The organism is Saccharopolyspora hattusasensis, from assembly GCF_050972075.1.
In the GTDB taxonomy this organism is placed as follows: domain Bacteria; phylum Actinomycetota; class Actinomycetes; order Mycobacteriales; family Pseudonocardiaceae; genus Saccharopolyspora; species Saccharopolyspora hattusasensis.
In genome coordinates this window covers 7,874,946-7,893,208 of record NZ_JBPCDC010000001.1, presented here as the reverse complement: position 1 = coordinate 7,893,208, position 18,263 = coordinate 7,874,946, and the positions used below count along the sequence as shown (strand labels likewise).

17 protein-coding genes are annotated in these 18,263 nt (G+C 67.7%); 10 read left to right on the top strand and 7 right to left on the bottom strand.

The genetic code is table 11. The features are described from left to right. Positions 1–1,027: 1,027 nt before the first annotated feature. The 3 genes from ACRXBZ_RS37325 to ACRXBZ_RS37315 all read right to left on the bottom strand — a co-directional run bounded on the left by ACRXBZ_RS37325 (position 1,028) and on the right by ACRXBZ_RS37315 (position 5,885). Positions 1,028–3,142: an ATP-binding protein gene (locus ACRXBZ_RS37325; RefSeq protein WP_433883087.1), complete on the bottom strand. Its 2,115-nt coding sequence runs from the start codon at positions 3,140–3,142 to the stop codon at positions 1,028–1,030. Beyond that, the gene (locus ACRXBZ_RS37320; protein WP_433883086.1) at positions 3,105–3,413 is read right to left on the bottom strand and encodes a hypothetical protein; all 309 of its coding nucleotides are present in this window, start codon (positions 3,411–3,413) and stop codon (positions 3,105–3,107) included. Before ACRXBZ_RS37320 ends, ACRXBZ_RS37325 begins: the two co-directional genes overlap by 38 nt. A 1,002-nt stretch (positions 3,414–4,415) precedes the next feature. Further along, the gene (locus tag ACRXBZ_RS37315) at positions 4,416–5,885 is read right to left on the bottom strand and encodes an NAD-dependent succinate-semialdehyde dehydrogenase (protein WP_433883085.1); all 1,470 of its coding nucleotides are present in this window, start codon (positions 5,883–5,885) and stop codon (positions 4,416–4,418) included. Between the two features lie 91 nt (positions 5,886–5,976). Between ACRXBZ_RS37315 and ACRXBZ_RS37310 the strand changes: the two genes are divergently transcribed. From ACRXBZ_RS37310 to ACRXBZ_RS37270, 9 genes are all read left to right on the top strand, one after another. After that, positions 5,977–6,678 (top strand): GntR family transcriptional regulator, encoded by a 702-nt coding sequence (locus ACRXBZ_RS37310; protein ID WP_433883084.1) that lies wholly within the window; start codon positions 5,977–5,979, stop codon positions 6,676–6,678. Beyond that, a complete protein-coding gene (locus ACRXBZ_RS37305; RefSeq protein ID WP_433883083.1) occupies positions 6,675–7,853 on the top strand; it encodes a pyridoxal phosphate-dependent aminotransferase in 1,179 nt (392 codons plus the stop codon). The genes ACRXBZ_RS37310 and ACRXBZ_RS37305 overlap by 4 nt, the downstream gene beginning before the upstream one ends. An 85-nt stretch (positions 7,854–7,938) precedes the next feature. Next, positions 7,939–8,481 (top strand): thiamine pyrophosphate-binding protein, encoded by a 543-nt coding sequence (locus tag ACRXBZ_RS37300; RefSeq protein WP_433883082.1) that lies wholly within the window; start codon positions 7,939–7,941, stop codon positions 8,479–8,481. After that, positions 8,478–9,056: a thiamine pyrophosphate-dependent enzyme gene (locus tag ACRXBZ_RS37295; protein WP_433883081.1), complete on the top strand. Its 579-nt coding sequence runs from the start codon at positions 8,478–8,480 to the stop codon at positions 9,054–9,056. The genes ACRXBZ_RS37300 and ACRXBZ_RS37295 overlap by 4 nt, the downstream gene beginning before the upstream one ends. Beyond that, complete coding sequence (locus ACRXBZ_RS37290; RefSeq protein ID WP_433883080.1) at positions 9,053–9,811, top strand: LamB/YcsF family protein; 759 nt, start codon at positions 9,053–9,055, stop codon at positions 9,809–9,811. The genes ACRXBZ_RS37295 and ACRXBZ_RS37290 overlap by 4 nt, the downstream gene beginning before the upstream one ends. A gap of 7 nt (positions 9,812–9,818) precedes the next feature. Continuing rightward, positions 9,819–10,475, top strand: coding sequence for a 5-oxoprolinase subunit B family protein (locus ACRXBZ_RS37285; RefSeq protein WP_433883079.1), 657 nt, complete (start codon positions 9,819–9,821; stop codon positions 10,473–10,475). Then, the gene (locus ACRXBZ_RS37280) at positions 10,469–11,425 is read left to right on the top strand and encodes a 5-oxoprolinase subunit C family protein (RefSeq protein WP_433883078.1); all 957 of its coding nucleotides are present in this window, start codon (positions 10,469–10,471) and stop codon (positions 11,423–11,425) included. Before ACRXBZ_RS37285 ends, ACRXBZ_RS37280 begins: the two co-directional genes overlap by 7 nt. A 180-nt stretch (positions 11,426–11,605) precedes the next feature. Then, positions 11,606–12,916 (top strand): MFS transporter, encoded by a 1,311-nt coding sequence (locus ACRXBZ_RS37275; protein WP_433883077.1) that lies wholly within the window; start codon positions 11,606–11,608, stop codon positions 12,914–12,916. Continuing rightward, complete coding sequence (locus tag ACRXBZ_RS37270; RefSeq protein WP_433883076.1) at positions 12,913–13,692, top strand: putative hydro-lyase; 780 nt, start codon at positions 12,913–12,915, stop codon at positions 13,690–13,692. Before ACRXBZ_RS37275 ends, ACRXBZ_RS37270 begins: the two co-directional genes overlap by 4 nt. A 155-nt stretch (positions 13,693–13,847) precedes the next feature. On the opposite strand, the gene ACRXBZ_RS37265 is transcribed toward ACRXBZ_RS37270, so the two are convergent. Next, entirely contained in the window at positions 13,848–14,588 is a 741-nt protein-coding gene (locus ACRXBZ_RS37265) for an SDR family NAD(P)-dependent oxidoreductase (RefSeq protein WP_168588165.1), read from the bottom strand. 523 nt (positions 14,589–15,111) lie between these two features. Beyond that, positions 15,112–15,324 carry a hypothetical protein gene (locus ACRXBZ_RS37260; protein ID WP_433883075.1) on the bottom strand — a complete coding sequence of 71 codons (213 nt, stop codon included), beginning with the start codon at positions 15,322–15,324 and terminating at the stop codon, positions 15,112–15,114. Between the two features lie 481 nt (positions 15,325–15,805). On the opposite strand from ACRXBZ_RS37260, the gene ACRXBZ_RS37255 reads away from it, so the two are divergent. Next, positions 15,806–16,954, top strand: coding sequence for an MFS transporter (locus ACRXBZ_RS37255; protein ID WP_433883074.1), 1,149 nt, complete (start codon positions 15,806–15,808; stop codon positions 16,952–16,954). 102 nt (positions 16,955–17,056) lie between these two features. On the opposite strand, the gene ACRXBZ_RS37250 is transcribed toward ACRXBZ_RS37255, so the two are convergent. Together ACRXBZ_RS37250 and ACRXBZ_RS37245 are read right to left on the bottom strand one after the other, a co-directional pair. Next, positions 17,057–17,509: a hypothetical protein gene (locus ACRXBZ_RS37250; RefSeq protein ID WP_433883073.1), complete on the bottom strand. Its 453-nt coding sequence runs from the start codon at positions 17,507–17,509 to the stop codon at positions 17,057–17,059. Positions 17,510–17,618: 109 nt separating this feature from the next. Continuing rightward, positions 17,619–18,173, bottom strand: a complete 555-nt coding sequence (locus ACRXBZ_RS37245) for a TetR/AcrR family transcriptional regulator C-terminal domain-containing protein (protein ID WP_433883072.1) — start codon at positions 18,171–18,173, stop codon at positions 17,619–17,621. Positions 18,174–18,263 lie beyond the last annotated feature (90 nt).

The following is an 18,263-nucleotide window of genomic DNA, read 5'->3' as shown; positions in this document are numbered from 1 at the left end:
TTCACGACGTCCCCGGAGGGCTGACAAGCATAGGCGTAACCCCTTGCGTCAAATTGACCAGGAGGTGTTGCAACTCGTTTCAGGATGATTGGCGTGTCTAATTTTAAGTGATTGATCGAATTTTGGGATCACGGTGGAAGGTCGCCGTGCGCGGTCGCCGGGTGTTCCGTGGTGACCTGCTGACGGCGGTTGCGGGGCTGGGCGGAGGCGGGGATCTTCGCGGCGGCGCACGAGTTGCTCCGGGGAAAGCTGCGGCGACGACAGCACGCTGCTGCGCGCAATTATTCTTCAGAGAAAATGAGTGCCATTGATCGCCGATTCACACGCAAGCAACGGGGCCACAAGGCGGGCCTGCACGACATGCAGAGAATGGTATTAGGTACTCCTCACCCTCCGCGTCCGGTAACATTGTCCGTTTCGGCTTGCGGAAATCGGTCCATCCTGGATGTTGCAGCTGGGTTTCAGATTCCGCCGCCAATCGGAGCAAATGTCCTTAATCGCAATTTTCGTGGCAAAATTCTGACTCTTTTGCCGCCAGGGACGACAGCGTTTGATCATGGCTCTGCCCGTATGGTCATCAATACGTGTACATTCGGGCGGACGCGGTCGTCGAAGTCGGTCTGGCTGGTCACGGCAGCCCTCATCGGCAGGCAGAAACGCCGAAAGGATCAGACCGGCGAGCGCCGGGACCGCCGCGCGAGGCAGGAGGAAGCGAGCATGACCGCCGTCCTTGAAGCATACGGTGACCAGCACTTAGCTAGTGAAGGGCGGATTTGCGTGTGTCACCCCAGTGCATATCAGTAAGCCACGGTGTGGGGTTGCCGGGCGGGACGGCAAGAGTCTTAATGGCGCAATGCGCGCCTACATAGGTGCATGTCAGCCCGGTGACCGTGGGTGTCCGTGGGTCAGTGCCTCGCGCGCCGGGGCCTGACCGATGGCCGCCCGAGGGTGCCGGGATTTCCCCAATCAGCCGGGGAATGACATTTGATTCGGGAAACCCCTTGCAGGGCGGGCGATGATGGTTCCGTCAGGACACGCGATCACTGCTTTCCCCGAGCGCATAGGATATGGCCTGGTGGTGGGTGAGGTTGTTCCCGTCCTCGAAAGCAGCGTCGAACGCCTGCGGGCCGAGAACTCTGCGGGCCTGTTCCTCGCTTGCCCGATGCCGGGCCACGTACGGCGCGAAGCCGAACAGCGGCCTGCCTATCTCTCGCCACAAGGTGTGGCTAGCCCCCAGCAACCGAGCGGCGCATTCAGCGTCCTGGTTGACCGCGGACCAGGCGAGCAGCTCGATTGCTATGGCCATTCCGACCAGGTCGTTGAGCTGCTGCTTGAGCCGCAGGCATTCTCGAGCGTATGAGCTGGCTTGCTGTGCGTTGCCTTCCATCCAGGCCGCGACGCCCAGCACCCACAGCGCCCAGGAGCTCGACCAGGGAACGCTGTACGAGTCACGCATCGCCAGGCACTCTTCGCAGAGAGCACGAGCCCGCTCGCAGTCACCGAGAAGCAGCACAGTACTGGCCAGAATTGGGCGGCTCACCACGGTCACTGCGCTGGGCTGTCCCCCGGCGTGCTCCCTCGCCAGGGCTTCTTCCAGATACGCCACCGCACGTCGCTGGTTGCCGCGCACGTGCTCGGCGTAGCCGGACACGCACAATGCGGAGGTCAGCTCCACGTCGTCTCCAATGCTGCGTGCCAGCTCACGACATTCGTCGAGCATGATCAGCGCAGGGCCGACATCCCCCTGCAAGGTGGCGATCCAGGCGTTGGTCCACAACGCCTTCGCCCTCTCCTCGCTCGGTTCCGTCGCTCGCGCAAGCAGGTGATCCAGCCAGTAGCGACCCTCCGCGACCCGACCGCCGCCGACCCAGCAGAACCACAGCGCCCCGGCCAACCTCAAGCCGGTCCGCACCTCTCCGGGCTCGGTGAGGCAGAACTCCAGTGCGATTCGCAGGTTCGCATGCTCGGAGTACATGCGTTCATTCCAGGCCACCTGCTCGGGACCGAACCACTTCGCCTCGGCCCGCTCGGCCAACCAGCTGTAGTGGTCCCGATGCCGCCGCCGCAGGAGGTCTCCCTCCCCTGACTCGCGAAGCCGCTGCCTCCCGTACTGACGGGTCGGGTCGAGCAACCGGTAACGGGTGCGCCCGGGACGGTCCTGCCGGCTGAGGATGGACTTGTCCACCAGCCCGACGACCAGCTCCAGCACGTCCGCTGGCAGCAGCACCTCGTCGGAGCAAACTGCTTCCGCCGTCTCCAGGTCGAAATCCGCGAACACCGAGGACCGCGCCCATAGCCTCCGCTCGGCCGGGCTGCACAGCTCGAAGCTCCAGTCGAAGATCGCCGGCAACGTCTCGTGGTGGCGCCCCGGTTGGACGCCAGGCCCAGGTAACCCGGCCGCGCCAGTCTCGGGCCATTCGTCCAACGCTGCGAGGATCTCTTCGACCGACATCGTCCGGAGCCATTTCGCTACCAGTTCGATCGCCAGCGGTAGCCCCTCCAACCGACCGCAAATCTCGGCCACCGCGTCGCAGTTGGCAACGTCCACGGTGAAGCCCGGGGCAATTTCCGCAGCACGCTCGGCGAACAATTTCACCGATGCGCAGTCCTGGGCCGGCTCCATCGAGAACCTATCTGCGGCGCTATCCGGAACCGGCAACGGCGGGATCGTTACCACGTGCTCGCCGTCGGTGCCCAGCACCTGGCGGCTGGTGATCAGGATGCGCAGCCTGGGTGCCTTCCTGAGCAGCGCGTTCGCCAGATCCGCGCAGTCCTGAACGAGATGCTCGCAGTTGTCCAGAACGAGCAGTAACCGTCGAGACGCCAAGTACTCCGACAATGCGTCGATCGGCCGTCCCAACGACCAGTCGCCGACTCCGAGGATGCTCATCACGGTGTGTGGCAGGAGTGCGCCGTCGTCCAGCTCCGCCAGTCTCACCAGCCACACCCCGTCAGGAAATCTTCGGCGCACCTGTGCGGCAACGCGCAGGCCCACGCGCGACTTGCCCACCCCGGGAGGCCCCGTGATGGTCACCAACCGTGCCCTGGACAGTGTCCGTTTGCCCCCGGCCACCTCGTGTTGGCGTCCGACGAAGCTGCTGCTCTCACCCGGCAAGTTTCCCGCCTGCCGCCCGGCACGCATGCTCCTCACCCCCGAAATCGCCAAGGGTCTCCTGCAGTCCGTGGGCCAGCGCGAGCGGTCGTCCAAAAACGGCCTCGGGGCCGCGCACGGGCTGCTCATGCAACCCCAACTCCACCGCGACCGTGATAGCCGTGGACGATTGCAATTTGGCCGACTCGACCAGGCACACCCCGTCACGGAACGCCCGTTGCACTCCCCTGGTCACTCGCAAGGCCAACCGGGACTTGCCCACTCCGCCCACGCCGGTCAGCGTCGGAAGCCGCGACGCCATCAACACACCCCTGACCTGAGCGATCTCCTGCCGACGCCCGACGAAACTCGCGACATCCGCCGGATGGCCACACGGCGTTCCGGGCGACGACTTGCCCACGTCTCCACTCTACGACCGACGCCCTCAGCCGCATCTCAAACCGGCTTCGGCCGTCGAGGCGCTGATCGCTCTGGGCCGCGGGCGGGGCCGTCTCCTCGAATTCCGCCAGGAACGCCCCTTGAGCGAAGACTCCTCGCGCTGACAGGTGAGTCACTGTGCCCCAGACGGGGTAGTCATAGACCGAATAGTTTTCAATCTTTGGCGGTGAGAGCCGTGTTGCCGCGCACTCAATCGGACGACTGCGTCCTGTTCGACGGCAATTGGGAGGACATCGTCCTCAAAGCGGAGGCGGCGGGCGGCGTCGCCGCGCAGGAACTCGCACTTCTACGCCACACGAACGAACCAGAACACCGATGCCGGGTTGAAGTCGAAGTGGGCCCGCCCGGAAGTCCCTTGGCAGCCTGGCTCCTGTGCACACGGCGAGCCACTCGCTCCGACGCGGGCACGGCCTTGGTCGACATTGACGCACCAGGAACGGATATCAACCCGGCGGCATCACTTCACGTGCGGGAGACGTATGCGGCCGCGTACTGCACCGTGCTGGCTGAGGAAGTCGGCGCCATAGCTGAGCGGCGCGTCCTGCCCACAACCACACCGCCGGTTGCCATACCAAGACCCCGTGCAGAACCGGATACTCACGCCCCAAGCGACCGTCTAGTCCCCACCTTTCCGGTGCACCTCCGAGGCGTTCGGTGAACCTCGATCGGGGGAGCACTAGAGTGCCGACACCGACCAAGACTGCACTCCGTAGTGGCAGTTACTGAGTTACTGATGGCAGTGCCGCCGCACGATGGCCTGCCACCCACTCGCGGCGGCCGCCCGATGCCGAGGTGAATGAAGCGAACGGACAGTGCCGTCTACCGAGGCGAACAGGCCGTTCGCTTCGCGACGCAACCCGCCTTTTCAGATACCGAGGCCGATGTACTTGGTTTCGAGGTACTCCTCAATGCCGTGGCTGCTGCCTTCGCGCCCCAAGCCGGATTCCTTGATGCCGCCGAACGGCGCCGCCGGGTTGCTGATCACTCCTCGGTTGATCCCGGTCATCCCGCTGTCCAGCGCTTCGGCGACCCGCATCGCACGGGACAGGTTCTGGCTGAACAGGTACGACGCCAGACCGAACGGAGTGTCGTTGGCGGCAGCAATCGCCTCGTCCTCGGTGTCGAACGGGTAGATCGCCGCCACGGGCCCGAAGATCTCCTCGGTGCGCAGCTCCGCTTCGTGCGGAACGCCTCGCAACACCGTCGGCGGGTAGAAGTAGCCCTTCCCCGTTGGCACTTCGCCGCCAAGCAGCAGTTCGGCGCCCTTGGCGACCGCGTCGTCGACGAGTCCGGCGACCTTGGCCCGCTGCCGGTCGTCGATCAGCGGGCCCAGCGTGCTCGCCGGGTTTAGTCCAGGCCCGGGGCGGAACGACGCCATGTGCTCGGTGAGCTTGCGGGTGAACTCCTCGACCACCCCGGACTGCACGTGGATCCTGTTCGCAGCGACGCAAGATTCGCCGCCGTTGCGGAGCTTGGCCACCACGGCACCCTCCACCGCGGTGTCGACGTCGGCGTCGTCGAAGACCAGCAGCGGAGCGTTGCCGCCGAGCTCCATCGAGCTCCGCAGGACGTGGTCGGCGGCCTGGCCGAGCAGCAGCTTGCCGACCCGGGTGGAGCCGGTGAAGGAGATCTTGCGCAGCCGGGGATCTGCCATCACCGGCTGCACGAGTCCGGCCGCGTCGGTCGTGGTGACCACGTTGACCACTCCGTCGGGCAGCCCGGCCTTGCGCAGCACCTCCACCAGCAGCAACGTCGTCAGCGGGGTCTGCTCGGCGGGTTTGATGACCACGGTGCAGCCCGCGGCGAGGGCGGCACCGATCTTGCGTGTGCCCATGGCCAGCGGGAAGTTCCAGGGCGTGACGAGCAACGTCGGGCCGACCGGTCGCTTCGTCGTGACGATCCGGTACTGGCCACCCGGCTCGACGCCGTAGCCGCCGTCGAGGTGCAGGCGGGTCGCGCTTTCGGAGAACCAGCGGAAGAAGCCCGCCCCGTAGTCCACCTCGCCGCGGGCTTCGGCCAGCGGCTTGCCCATCTCCAGGGTGATCAGCGCGGCGATCTCTTCCCGGCGCTCGATCAGCGCGTCGTAGGCGGCGCGCAGGACATCGGCGCGGGCCTGAGGTGGCGTGGCGGCCCAGTCCGCGGCGACGTCGACGGCCGCGTCCAGTGCCGCGATTCCGTCCGCTGGGCCCGCGTCAGCGACCCGGAGCAGGAGTTCCTCGCTGGCCGGATCGACCACCTCGAAGGTCGCGCCGCTGCGCGACGAGACCCACTTGCCACCGATGAACAGCTCAGTCGGCACGGCCTGCAGCAGCCGTGCCAGGTCGATGTCGACCATGCGCGCTTCTCCCAATCCTCGACACGTAAACAACGGGAAAACCGGGCGCTGACCCTTGTCCCCGATCGCGTATTCACTGTATACAGTCCGCATGGCTGCTGACCACACCCTGCGGAGAGGTTCCCCGCGCAACCCCAACGACATAGCCGACGAGCTGCGCGCAGCCATCGTCAACGGTGTCTTCCCGCCCGGACACCGGCTGGTCCACGAGGAGCTCGCGGCCCGCTTCGGGGTCAGCCGGATCCCGCTGCGGGAAGCCATCCGGACCCTGGTCGGCGAGGGCCTGGTGCAGAGCCCGCCCGGGCGCGGCACCTTCGTCACCGAACTGGACCTCGCCGAGATCGACGAGATCTACGACCTGCGAAAGCTCGTCGAGCCCAGCTTCGCCGAGCACGTGGTGCAGCGCTGCTCGCGCGCAGACGTCGACCGGCTGCGGTCGATGACCGAGCAGATGGACCGCATCGACGAGCTCGGCAGCGAAGGCTGGTCGAGGGTGAACTTCGCGTTCCACCTCGACATGTACAGGCTGGCCGGATTGCCGATGCGCTACGAAGTGATCTCCCGGCTCTACCACCAGCTGGAGCCCTACTCCCGCTTCTACGTGCACAGCACCCACGCTCTCGACCGCGTGCAGGCCGAGCACAACGCGATGGTCGCCGCGCTCGCCGACGGCGACGCCACCGCGCTCGCCGGCCAGATCCACGCCCACATCGACGGCGGCCAGCAGGGCCTGCGCAGCGCCTGGCACGACCGGGCCGAACACTCCCAATCCGTCCTGGAGCAACACCAATGACCCACGCATTCGCCCGCCCGGCAGAGCGCTTGGCGGCCATCAAGCCTTCGCCGATCAGGGCGATCTTCGACCGCGCCGCGAAGCTGGAAGCCGACGGGCACAAGATCTACCACTTCGAGATCGGCCGCCCCGACTTCGACAGCCCGGCCGTGGCCAAGCAGGCGACGATCGACGCGTTGGAGAGCGGCAAGGTGCATTACGCGCCGAACGCCGGCACCGCGGACCTGCGCGCCGCGATCTCCGAATACCTCGCGGACAAACGCCACACCCAGTACCAGCCCAACGGCGAGATCATCGTCACCGTAGGCGCCAACGAGGCGGTGTTCCTTGCGATCATGGCGTTCTGCGGGCCCGGTGATGAGGTCGTGGTGCCCGTACCGGCCTGGGCGCACTACCAGTCCTGCATCCGGTTGGCCGCTGCCACACCGGTCGAGGTGCCGCTCGACGCCGCCAACGGTTACCAGCTCGACCTGGAAGCGCTGAGCGCCGCGATCGGCGACCGTACCCGCATGGTCGTGCTGTGCACGCCGAACAACCCGACCGGAACCGTGGCCAGCAAGTCCGATGTGGACGCCATCGCTGAGATGCTGCGTCCCACCGACGCCCTGCTGCTGTCCGACGAGATCTACGCCGACCTCACCTACGATGTCGGCCACACCTCCCCCGCGTCCTACGAACAACTCCGCCCGCGCACGCTGTCGGTCGGCGGGTTCGCCAAGGCGTTCGCGATGGACGGCTGGCGGTTGGGCTGGCTGGCCGGCCCGGCCGAGCTGATCGAACCCGCCCTGCGGGTCCGGCAGTACACCACCGTCTGCTCCACCACGTTCATCCAGGACGGCGGCGCTGCGGCGCTGCGCTTGGCCCGCGACGAGGCCGAATCCATGCGCCAGTCCTTCGAGGCCCGGCGCAACGCGGCGCTGCGGGTGATCTCCGGTACCGACAAGTTGCGCGTGGCCTCCCCCGACGGCGCCTTCTACCTCTACCTCAGCTACGACCCGGAAACCGCCGAACCGGCCGAAGAACTCGCGGTGCGCCTGCTCGAAGAACACCACGTCGCCGTGGTTCCCGGGACCGCCTTCGACCCGCACGGCGGGACGCACTCGTTCCGCGTGTCCTACGCGTGCCCGCTGGAAGACCTGGCCGAAGGCCTCCGGCGCATCATCGCCGCACTGTAACGGCGGCCGACCCGGCGCAGGTCGCACCAGTTCCGCGGTCGCCGGTCCGCCACGCCCACCCCCGACCTCGAGAGAAAGCAGCCGCATGAGTACGACGACGCAACAACGCCACAAGAACGTGGTCGAAGCGGTGCTCGGGATGGACCCCGACGCCGTGGCCTACGTGCCCAGCAACAGCATCGCCGGAATCATCAACGGGCTCATCGACAACGCCGGCCCGGACACGCGTGTTTTCCCCGTGTCGCGGGAGGAAGAGGCCGTCGGCGTCATCGGCGCGCTCCCGCTGGCCGGCAAGTTCGGCGTGATCGTGATGCAGGACAACGGGTTCGGCAACGCGCTCACCGCGCTGACCACCTTCGCCACGTCCTACCACCTGCCGGTGCTCATCCTGGCCAACACCCGCGGCGGGCTCGGCGAGTACAACTCGATGATCCACTCGATCTCCGCTCCAGTGCCCGACATGCTGCGCGCCGCGAACATCCCCGTCTTCGGGCTCGACCGGCGCAACTCCCCGGAGGACTGGCAGGCGACCGTGACCGAGGCCGGCAAGCACGCCCGGATGACCTACCGCCCCGTCGTGGTCCTGATGGAATTCTTCGACTTCAACGACAAGGAGAGCCGCGCATGAAGCGCATCGAAGCCCTGCGCGTGATCACCGACCGGACCCCCGACCTCCCGGTGACCGCGACCTGCGCGGCCACCAGCCGGGAACTGGCCGCCGTGGCCGACCGGGACAACCACCTCTACCTGCTGGACGCCATGGGACTCACGGTGTCCGTGGGCACCGGCGTCGCGCTGGGAATCGCCGGTACCAAGGTGTCGCGCAGCGTGGTGATCGACGGGGACGGGTCGCTACTGATGAACCTCGGCGCGGCGGCCACCGCCGGCTACCTCGCCCCGGACAACCTCGTGATCCTGTTGCTGGACAACGGGGTCTACGCGTCGACGGCCGGTATCCCCACCCAGGCGGAGAAGCTGGACCTGGGCGCGATCGCGGAGTCGGTGCGGCTGCAGGTCCTGCGGGCCGCGGACACCACCGAACTGGGCAACGCGCTGCAGCGAGCGCTGGCCGAGCCGGGCCCGTGGTTCGTGCACGTGCGCATCGAGCCGGGCAACGAACCGGGCACACCACTGCTGCTCATCGATCCCGTCGTCCACGCCGACCGCTTCCGCCGCTGGCTGACCGACCGAATCGCGGCATGACCGAGATCGCGGTCAACACCGACATCGGGGAAGGCTTCGGCGTCTGGCAGTTCACCGACGACGAAGCACTCCTCGGGCTGGTCAACGCGGCCAACGTGGCCTGCGGTTTCCACGCCGGCGACCCCGACATCCTGCGCCGCACCTGCGAACTGGCGGTGCGGCGCGGTGTGGCCATCGGCGCCCAGGTGTCCTACCGGGACCTCGCCGGTTTCGGCCGGCGGTTCCTGGACGTGCCGCGAGCGAGCCTGGTCAACGATCTGCTGTACCAGATGGGCGCGCTGCGGGCATTCGCCGAACTCGCAGGCGGTCGAGTCGGCTACGTCAAGGCGCACGGAGCCTTGTACAACGCCTCGGCTCGTCACCGCGAGCACGCGGCCGCGATCGTGGAGGCAGTCGCCTCATTCGACCGATCGATCCCGCTGTTGTGCCAGCCCGGCACGGAGACATGGCGACTGGCGGCGGAAGCCGGGATCCGGCCGCTGGCCGAAGGCTTCATCGACCGCGGCTACACAGCCGAAGGGCTACTGGTGCCGCGCGGCCAACCTGGCGCGCTGGTGACCGATCCCGGGGAAGCCGCCACACGTGCGGTGCGGATGGCCACGGAAGGCAAGGTGACCGCAGTGACCGGGGAGGACGTCGAGCTGTCCCCGGGCACGCTGTGCCTCCACAGCGACACCGCAGGTGCCGTGGAAATCGCCGCCGCGGTCACCGCCGCGCTGCGCGCCGCAGACGTTTCACTGGTCCCGATTCGATGAGGTGAAAATGCTCCAGCGCATCCCCGCGCCGACCACGGCCCGCCTGCTGCGCGCCGGCGACCGCGGCTGGCTGGTGGAACTGCCCTCCGGCGGCGCCACCTCGATCGCCGCGGCCATCCACGATCAGCCGTGGGCGGCACAGGTCGCCGAGGTCGTCCCGGCCGCGAAGACCGTCCTGGTCACCGCGATCGACTGCGCCTGGACAGACGCGCTGGGCAGCGCTTTGGTTTCACTGCTGGAAGAGGCTCTCGATCGCCCGGGGCCCGGCCGGCGTCCCCGGACGATCGAGATCCCGGTGCACTACGACGGCCCGGACCTCACCGAGGTCGCCGATGCTCTCGGCCTCGGCGTCGCTGACGTCGCTCGCGAACACGCCGCCGCCGAACACGTCGTCGGTTTCTTCGGATTCGCACCGGGATTCGCCTACATCGACGGCTGCCCAGATGTCCTGGCGCTACCGCGCCGAACCAGCCCGCGCACCCGGATCGAGGCCGGGTACGTGGCGATCGCCGGCAACCAGACCGTCGTGTACCCGGGCGGTACGCCGGGTGGCTGGCACCTGATCGGTCACACCGAACGGCGGTTGTGGAACCCCGGCAACAACCCGCCGAACCGGCTGGAAGTCGGCGATCGAGTGGCCTTCCGGGTGGTGACGAGGTGTTGACAGCTGCCCGATCCACGCCGGCCCCGCCCAAGAACGACACCGCACGGTTGTCCGTCATCTCGCCAGGCCCCCTCACCACCGTGCAGGACCAGGGACGGACCGGTTACGCGCATCTCGGGGTGAGCCCATCCGGTGCCGCCGACCGGACCAGCTTCGCACTGGTCAACCGGTTGGTCGGCAATTCCCCCGCATCCCCCGCCCTGGAATGCACCCTCGGCGGGTTGAGCATCCGGCTCGACGCGGCCCGGGTGGTCGCGCTGACGGGCGCGCCGGTGCCCGCTCTGGTCAACGGCCGCCCGGTGGCGGATCCGACGCGCTTCCGGCTCACCGCCGGAGACGTGCTGTCGCTGGGACGCCCCAACGTCGGCCTGCGCACCTACCTCGCGATCTCCGGTGGTCTGCTGGTCGAACCCGTGCTCGGCGGTGCCGGGCACGACGTGCTGGCCGGACACGGACCGCACCCGCTTCGCGCTGGTGATGAGTTCGCCGTCGGTGCGGCCAACCCGTGCCCGCAGGTCCCCGTCGAGTTGGCGATCAGCCGACTCCCACAGGCCACCACGATCGTGCGATTCCGGTGGGGTCCGCGACACGAACTCTTCGACCGGTCCGATCGACAACGGCTCACCACCACCCGGTGGCGGGTCTCCGCGGATTCGAATCGGGTCGGGGTCCGGCTGCAGGGCGATCCCCTGCAAATCGGCAAGATCCACCTGGCCAGCGAGGGCATGGTGCGCGGCGCGATCCAGGTGCCGCCCTCAGGCGAGCCCATCGTGTTCCTGGCAGACCATCCGGTCACCGGCGGATATCCGGTGATCGGCGCGGTCGTCGAGCGCGATCTGGACCTGGTGGCGCAGGCTCCACCAGGTATCGGGTTGCGCTTCCAACCCATTTCCAGCGGAGGTCGCACCATGAAATTGGCTTCCCGGCGACGAATTACAACCAGATCTTGATCCCGCAGGCGCCGCGACGCGCGGCTGCCAGGATCGAAGCACATCGCTAGGGCACGAAAGTATCCAACCAGCCCTTCCCCGGTCGTCGAGCGGTGGCCATCTCCGCTCACGGCACCGGCACAGCTCGCCGAATCAGTTCCCGATCTGCCCGAGCATCCCCTGAAAACGCTGGAGTGATCGATGTCCACCTCCGCCGGAGTCCACACCCCACAAATCGGCAGCAGCCGACAGACCACGCGCAAAGCCGCGATCGCCGCGATGACCGGAACCGCAATCGAGTACTACGAGTTCGGGGTCTACGGATACCTCGCGGTCACCATCAGCCCACTGTTCTTCCCCAGCAACAACCCGACGGCGGCGCTGCTGTCCACCCTGGCCGTCTTCGGCAGCTCGTTCCTGGTCCGCCCGCTCGGCGGAATCCTCCTCGGACGGCTCGGTGACCGGATCGGCCGCAAGGCAGTCCTGCTGCTCACCGTCATCGGCATGGGCAGCGCCACCGCAATCACCGGCCTGCTGCCCACGCACGCCTCCGCCGGGTTGCTCGCACCGATCGCATTGCTCGTCGTCCGCCTGCTGCAAGGATTCTTCGCCGGCGGCGAGGTCACCGGCGCAGCCGCATACGTCGCCGAATCCGCACCGACCGGCCGACGTGGCTTCTTCGGCGGCTTCACCCCGATGGGCGTCGCAATGGGCGGTGCAGCAGCAGCCACCGTCGCGGGTGTGGTGTCGAGTGTGCTGACGCCAGAACAGATGTCGGCCTGGGGCTGGCGAATCCCGTTCCTGTGCTCGATCCCGCTGATCGTGCTTTCGCTGGTGCTGCGGAAGAAGATCGAAGACACCCACGCGTTCGAATCCGCCAAGGAGAACCAGGAACTTGTCAAGGCACCGCTGCGGGAAGTCCTGACCGGACACTTGCCGGCGGTGGCCAAGGTCGTCGGGCTGTCGTTCGGACAGAACGCCGGCTACTGGGTCGGCCTGGTGTTCATGAACATCTACCTCACCAAGAACCTCGGCTACAACCAGACCGCGGTCTTCTGGATCATCATGGCCGTCAACCTCAGCATGGGACTGCTGATGCCCCTCTACGGCGGCCTGTCCGACCGCAAGGGCCGAAAGTTCGTCCTCACCATCGGATTCGTCGGTTACATGGTCCTGGTGACGCCGATGATGCTGGTGATGAACCACAACAACATCTGGCTCGCGTTCCTCGCGATGGTGGTAGCCGCGATCCCCTTCCCCATCGTCCAGTCCGTCGGCTACCCCACCTACGCCGAGCAGTTCCCCACCCGCGTGCGCTACACCGGTCTGTCGCTGAGCTTCAACATCGGCACCATCCTCGGCGGCGGCCTGATGCCCTACGCCGCCACCTGGCTGATCTCGACCACCGACAACCTCCTCGCCCCCGGCTGGCTGCTCATCGGCGCGTGCGCCATCGCGCTGCTGTCCCTGCTCGCGGTCCGCGAAACCGCACGATCGGAGCTCGCCGCATGAGTGCCCCCGCCAGCCCGCGGGAGCTCCGTCGGTTGATCGCCGCCGGCAGCTGGACCGGCCCCACCGCCGGAGTCCTCGACGGCTACCAGCAGGCCAACCTCGCCGTCGTCCCACGGGAGCTGGCCTTCGACTTCCTGTTGTACTGCAACCGGAATCCCAAGCCTTGTCCGTTGATCGCGGTGACCGACCCGGGAGACCCGGTCATCCGGCTCGGCCGGACCGAAGCCGACCTGCGCGCCACGCTGCCACGCTACCGGGTGTGGCAACGTGGCGAACTCGTCGCCGAACCGACTGACATCACCGCATACTGGCGGGACGACTCCGTCGGCTTCCTCCTGGGCTGCAGCCACACCTGGGAGGGGCCGTTGCGCACCGCAGGAGCCCCGGTGCCACACGCGGCGGATTCGATGGCACCACCGGTGTACGTGACCGACCGGCCCACCCACCCGGCCGGCCGCCTGTCGGGTCCGCTCGTGGTGAGCATGCGGGCGCTCCCGAGCCATCTGGTGGCGCGCGCGGTGGAGGTGACCTCCCGTTACCCCACCGGTCACGGAGCCCCAGTGCACATCGGAGACCCAGCAGGCCTCGGCATCGCGGACCTGTCCACACCGGACTTCGGACCACCACCACGACTCGAACCCGGCACCGTCCCGATGTTCTGGGCATGCGGAGTCACCCCACAGCTGGTGCTGCCCAACTCCGGTGCCGAGTACGTGATCACCCACTACGCAGGCCACATGTTCATCTTCGACCACCACGTCGACGAAACCCCGTGAGCAGCGATCGACCGGAGGTGAGCGCCCGGTGGTCACTGTGCACACGGCCCAGGCAGGGGTGCGACGGGTCCATCGCGCGGGAAGGTCGGTCCGACGAGGGGATCGTCCGCGCTGCGGCTCCGTAGGTGCTCCCTTTTACGTGTGCGCGGTCCGCGTCAGAGCCGGATCCCGCCGTTCACGTCGAGGACCGCGCCGGTCATGAACGACGACGCGGACGACCACAGGTAGAGGACGGCGTTGGCGATCTCCTCAGGCCGCGCCAAACGCCCGACGAGTGCCCGCTCGGCGAGCTCGGCGTGGAGCGCGGGGTCGTCGCCGAGCATCGCCGTCGTGGTGCAGCCGGGAGCGACGCAGTTCACCCGGATCTGCCGGGACGCCAGTTCGCGCGCCGCGCCCTTCGTCAGGCTGATCACCGCGCCTTTGGAGGCCCCGTACACGGGACCCCCGACGTACCCACCGCCGGTGTAGGCGGCCACCGAGGCGCAGAGGACGATCGAGGCGCCGGGCGCGAGATGAGGTGCGGCGGCCTGGATCGTGTTGACCGAACCGAGCACGTTGACCAGCAGACACCGCTCGGCTTCTTCGAAGCTGACCTCAAGTAGCGGGGTCTGTAGCACAATGCCGGCTGGGACGAAGACACCCGTGACCGGGCCGTTCTCAGCAGCGGCGGCGAACCCCTTATCAAGCGACTCCCGGTCGAGGACGTCGGCCTTGTGGTAGGCCGCGCCCGGGAACGCCTCGGCCACCTCCGGGGCATGCTCGGGAAGGTCGAGCACCGTCATCGAGTCGACGCGGTCGGCAGCGAGACCGACCGCGGCCAGGCCGATGCCACGGGCGCCGCCCACGACGACGGCGTTGCCGCCGACCCGGAGTTCTTTGTTGGACGGAGCAGTCATCGGTCCTCCGATGTGGTAGGTAACGGGTGTTGGCGCCGGTGTCGCCGGTCAGCGGTCCAGGACCAGCCGCACTGGACCATCGTCCACCGAGACGATCAATCCGCACCAGCCAATTCACGATCAATACACCCCCGAATTGGGCAACAGAGTCCTTCAGGCGGGGAGCAGTCAATCGACCCGGAGTAGGACCAACCGTGGCACGCCAGGGCGTGTGCAAGGTTGACCTGTCCGGTTCAGGTAATCGGGTAGGGAGGTGGGTGGCAGGCTGGCCAGGTGGTGGACCGTTTCGATACCGGCGACTTTGCCGTTCGGGCCAGCGCCATATTCGGATGCCCTGCCGGGCCCGAGCAGATCGGTTCGCAGGTTTCCGTCCAGAACAAGGACCTTTCAGGCTGCGGGTCCTGGCACGTCCGTACCTGTCCACGATTTCCATTGAAATTGCGGAGGTTGTCCACAGGCATCGGCGTGTCGGGGTGCGACACGCCGACGGTCCGCAAGTTCCATTGAAATCGAAGGTTCGATTTCAATGGAACTTGCGGGTTCTCTCCGCCGAGGCGGACTCGATGAACATCTTCGCACCGGCGGTCACCGCCAGCACCGCCAGGGCCGGCAGCAACGGCAACCCATACAGGATTCCCCGCCCACCGCGGGGATCGCCCACCGCCTCCAGAGCCCGCCAGAGTCCATCCACACGACCCCGCCAGGACTCGACTGTGAGGGTGGGCCGGTCAAGCACAACCCGAACCAGGGAAGCCAAGAACACAAGAGTGCGGCTCCTGGATAGACCGTCACGGCTTGGACAACCCGATGATCTCCCACCCGAAACCGCGCCCTCGTCTCGCGTCCCACCTGAACAGAAACCCGCCGCAGCCCTCAGATCAACCTTGCACACGCCCTGCGTGGCACGCCGTGCAGCATATGCCGACCCGGAACGAGCCGATCACGCCCAGCCCGCTGAATGTCCAAGCAGTTCGCCGCCGTACTGCGCCAGCGAACCCATTCGCGCCGCACCCGCGGTCGACCTCGCGGGCATCTGCTTCTTCCCCCACCCTGGAGAGGTGGGATGCAGCGGGCTTGGCCCAGGTTGCCATCGACGCCAACCTGGGGCTGCCGGCGCCACCGAAGGATGGTATCCAGCGATGACGTTCGCACGCCCGATAGCCCGGCTCCTGTTCAGGAGTGGCTCACCGCGATTCGGCCGGCGCGGTGGTTTCGCCGTGGTAGCCTACGCGTTCACGTTAACCATGATCGGGACTACCCTGCCGACACCGCTGTACCCGATCTACCGAAGCGAGTTCGGTTTCTCCGAGCTGATGGTCACCGTGATCTTCGCGACGTACGCGGTCGGGGTCATCGCCGCGCTCCTGCTCTTCGGTCACCTGTCCGACCAGATCGGTCGGCGCCGTGTGCTGCTGGCAGGGCTTGCGCTGTCCGCGTTGAGCGCCGTGGTGTTCCTCGTCGCCAACGGCCTCTGGCTGCTGCTGGTGGGCCGCATACTCTCGGGCTTGTCGGCGGGAATCTTCACGGGCACGGCGACGGCGACCCTCGCCGACCTGGTGCCGCGGAGCTCGGCCGGGCGCGCGACCGTGGTCGCCACATCGGCCAACATCGGGGGCTTGGGCTGCGGCCCGCTGATGGCCGGCCTGCTCGCGCAGTTCGCCGTCGCGCCGCTGCGGCTGCCGTTCGGGGTGGATCTCGCTCTGGTCATCCCCGCGATGGTGCTCGTGTGGTTCATCCCGGAGCCGGTGCAGGCCGAAGGCCGCGTTCGCCTGTGCCTGCAACGTCTGCGGGTTCCTCCGCAGGCACGACCGGCCTTCGTGCGGGCCGGCTTGGCGGCTTTCGCCGGTTTCGCCGTGCTTGGCCTGTTCACGGCGGTGGCACCGGATTTCCTCGGTGAGGTGCTCGGCATCGACGACCACGCAATAGTCGGTCTGGTCGTATTCGCCGTGTTCGCGGCATCGACAGCCGGTCAGACCGCGCTGGTGGCGGTCTTCAGGGCAGGCCCGCTCGTCATCGGCTGCGTGGGTTTGATCGCGGGTATGGGCCTGCTCGCTCTCGGCCTCGCGCTGCCTTCGCTGGTCTTGGTGATCGCCGGGGCCGTGGTGGCCGGACTCGGCCAGGGGCTGAGCTTCCGCACCGGGCTGGCGGCGGTCAACCAGGCCGCGCCGCCGAGGCAGCGGGCCGAGGTCGCCTCCAGCTTCTTCGTCGTGGCGTACGTGGCGATCTCCGTACCGGTCGTGGCCTGCGGCCTCATCACACAACTGCGAGGTGTGCAAGTGGCCGGGCTGATCCTCGCCGCCATGGTGGCGGTGCTGGCATCGACCGTCCTGGGGCTGCTGGCCCGCAAGTCCCCAGCCGCCAGGTGAGGAACACCGCGTGGCCACGCGGGCGACCGGCAGCGGCGCCTCAAGCAGAAGGCCCTGACCGGCGGTGTAGCCGGCCAGGGCCTTCTTGGCGATCAGCCCACGTCAGCCGTCGGACTCCGACGACGGGATGTAGGCGCCCGGCACGTCGGCCGGCGCGTAGACCTTGTCCTCACCCGGGTAGGGCTGCGTCCACCCGTGCGCCTGATACCACGTGAAGTGGTTCATCTGCGCGGGGTTCGCGAAGTCGGGCTTGGCGTCGGGCCCGGACAGGCGCTGCTGCGTCAGCCATTCGTCCCACTGCGCCGCCACCTGCTGCTTTTCCGCCGGCACCGTGTCCGACGGCACGGCCGCGGCCGCGACGTTCTGCGGCGCGGGGGTGTCCGCACCACAGGCAGGCTGGGCCTTCAGGCCCGCGGTCAGCGAGGTCCGGTTGGGCAAAGCGGTGAACGGCGTGTAGTCGGGCGCCGGGGTGAACGCCCCACGCATCGGGGTGGCCGCACTGTCCTTCTGGTTCATCGGGTGGACCCCGAGGATCTGCTCGATGGTCCGGATCATCGTGATCTGCGAGTAGTAGTGCTCCGCGGCACGAACGGAGCCCCCACATCCAACGCAGAAGCGGAGGTGCGCACCCGAGGTGCGTTTCCGCTTTCGCCTCGCGGCGTGGTTAGCCGTTGACCTTGGACCGGAGGCCGTCCAGCACCAATTCGAGTCCCCGCTCGAAGTCGGCCGGTCCCCCGGGCGCCCGATCGATCGCGCCGGCGCTCGCAGCTTGCAGCGCCATCTGCTCCTCCACGGTGTGGCCGAAGACGAGGTGCAGGAGGGCGCGGGTGCCGACGTCGACGAGGTCGTCGGGCAGGCCGCCGTCCCGCAGTGCTTCCTGCAACTGGCTGGCGGGCTCGCCGGCGCCGAGGCCGAAGGTGTATGCCGTGACGACCACCTCGGCACCGTCCCGGTAGGCGAGCATCGCGTCCCGGAGCTCGGCGCAGACCTCGACCACGCGCCGGTCCCACTTCCGGGCCCGCCGAGGTCGCCGGCCCCGGGTCAGGATTTCGTCGGCGACCGCCGCCAGCAGCGTCTGCTTGTTCGGCACGTGGTGGTAGAGCGCGCTCGGTTGCAAACCGAGCTCGGCGGCCAGTCGGCGCATCGTCAGCGACTCCAGCCCGTACTCGTCGAGGACCGCGATCGCGCGGTCCACGACGTCGCCCCGGTGATAGCGCACGCGAATCCCTCCCGTTGACCGATCTACCCGCCCAGTCTAGCCTGAACAGAGTTCAGGTGAACGCTGTTCAGGTTGCTTCACCAGCCGACA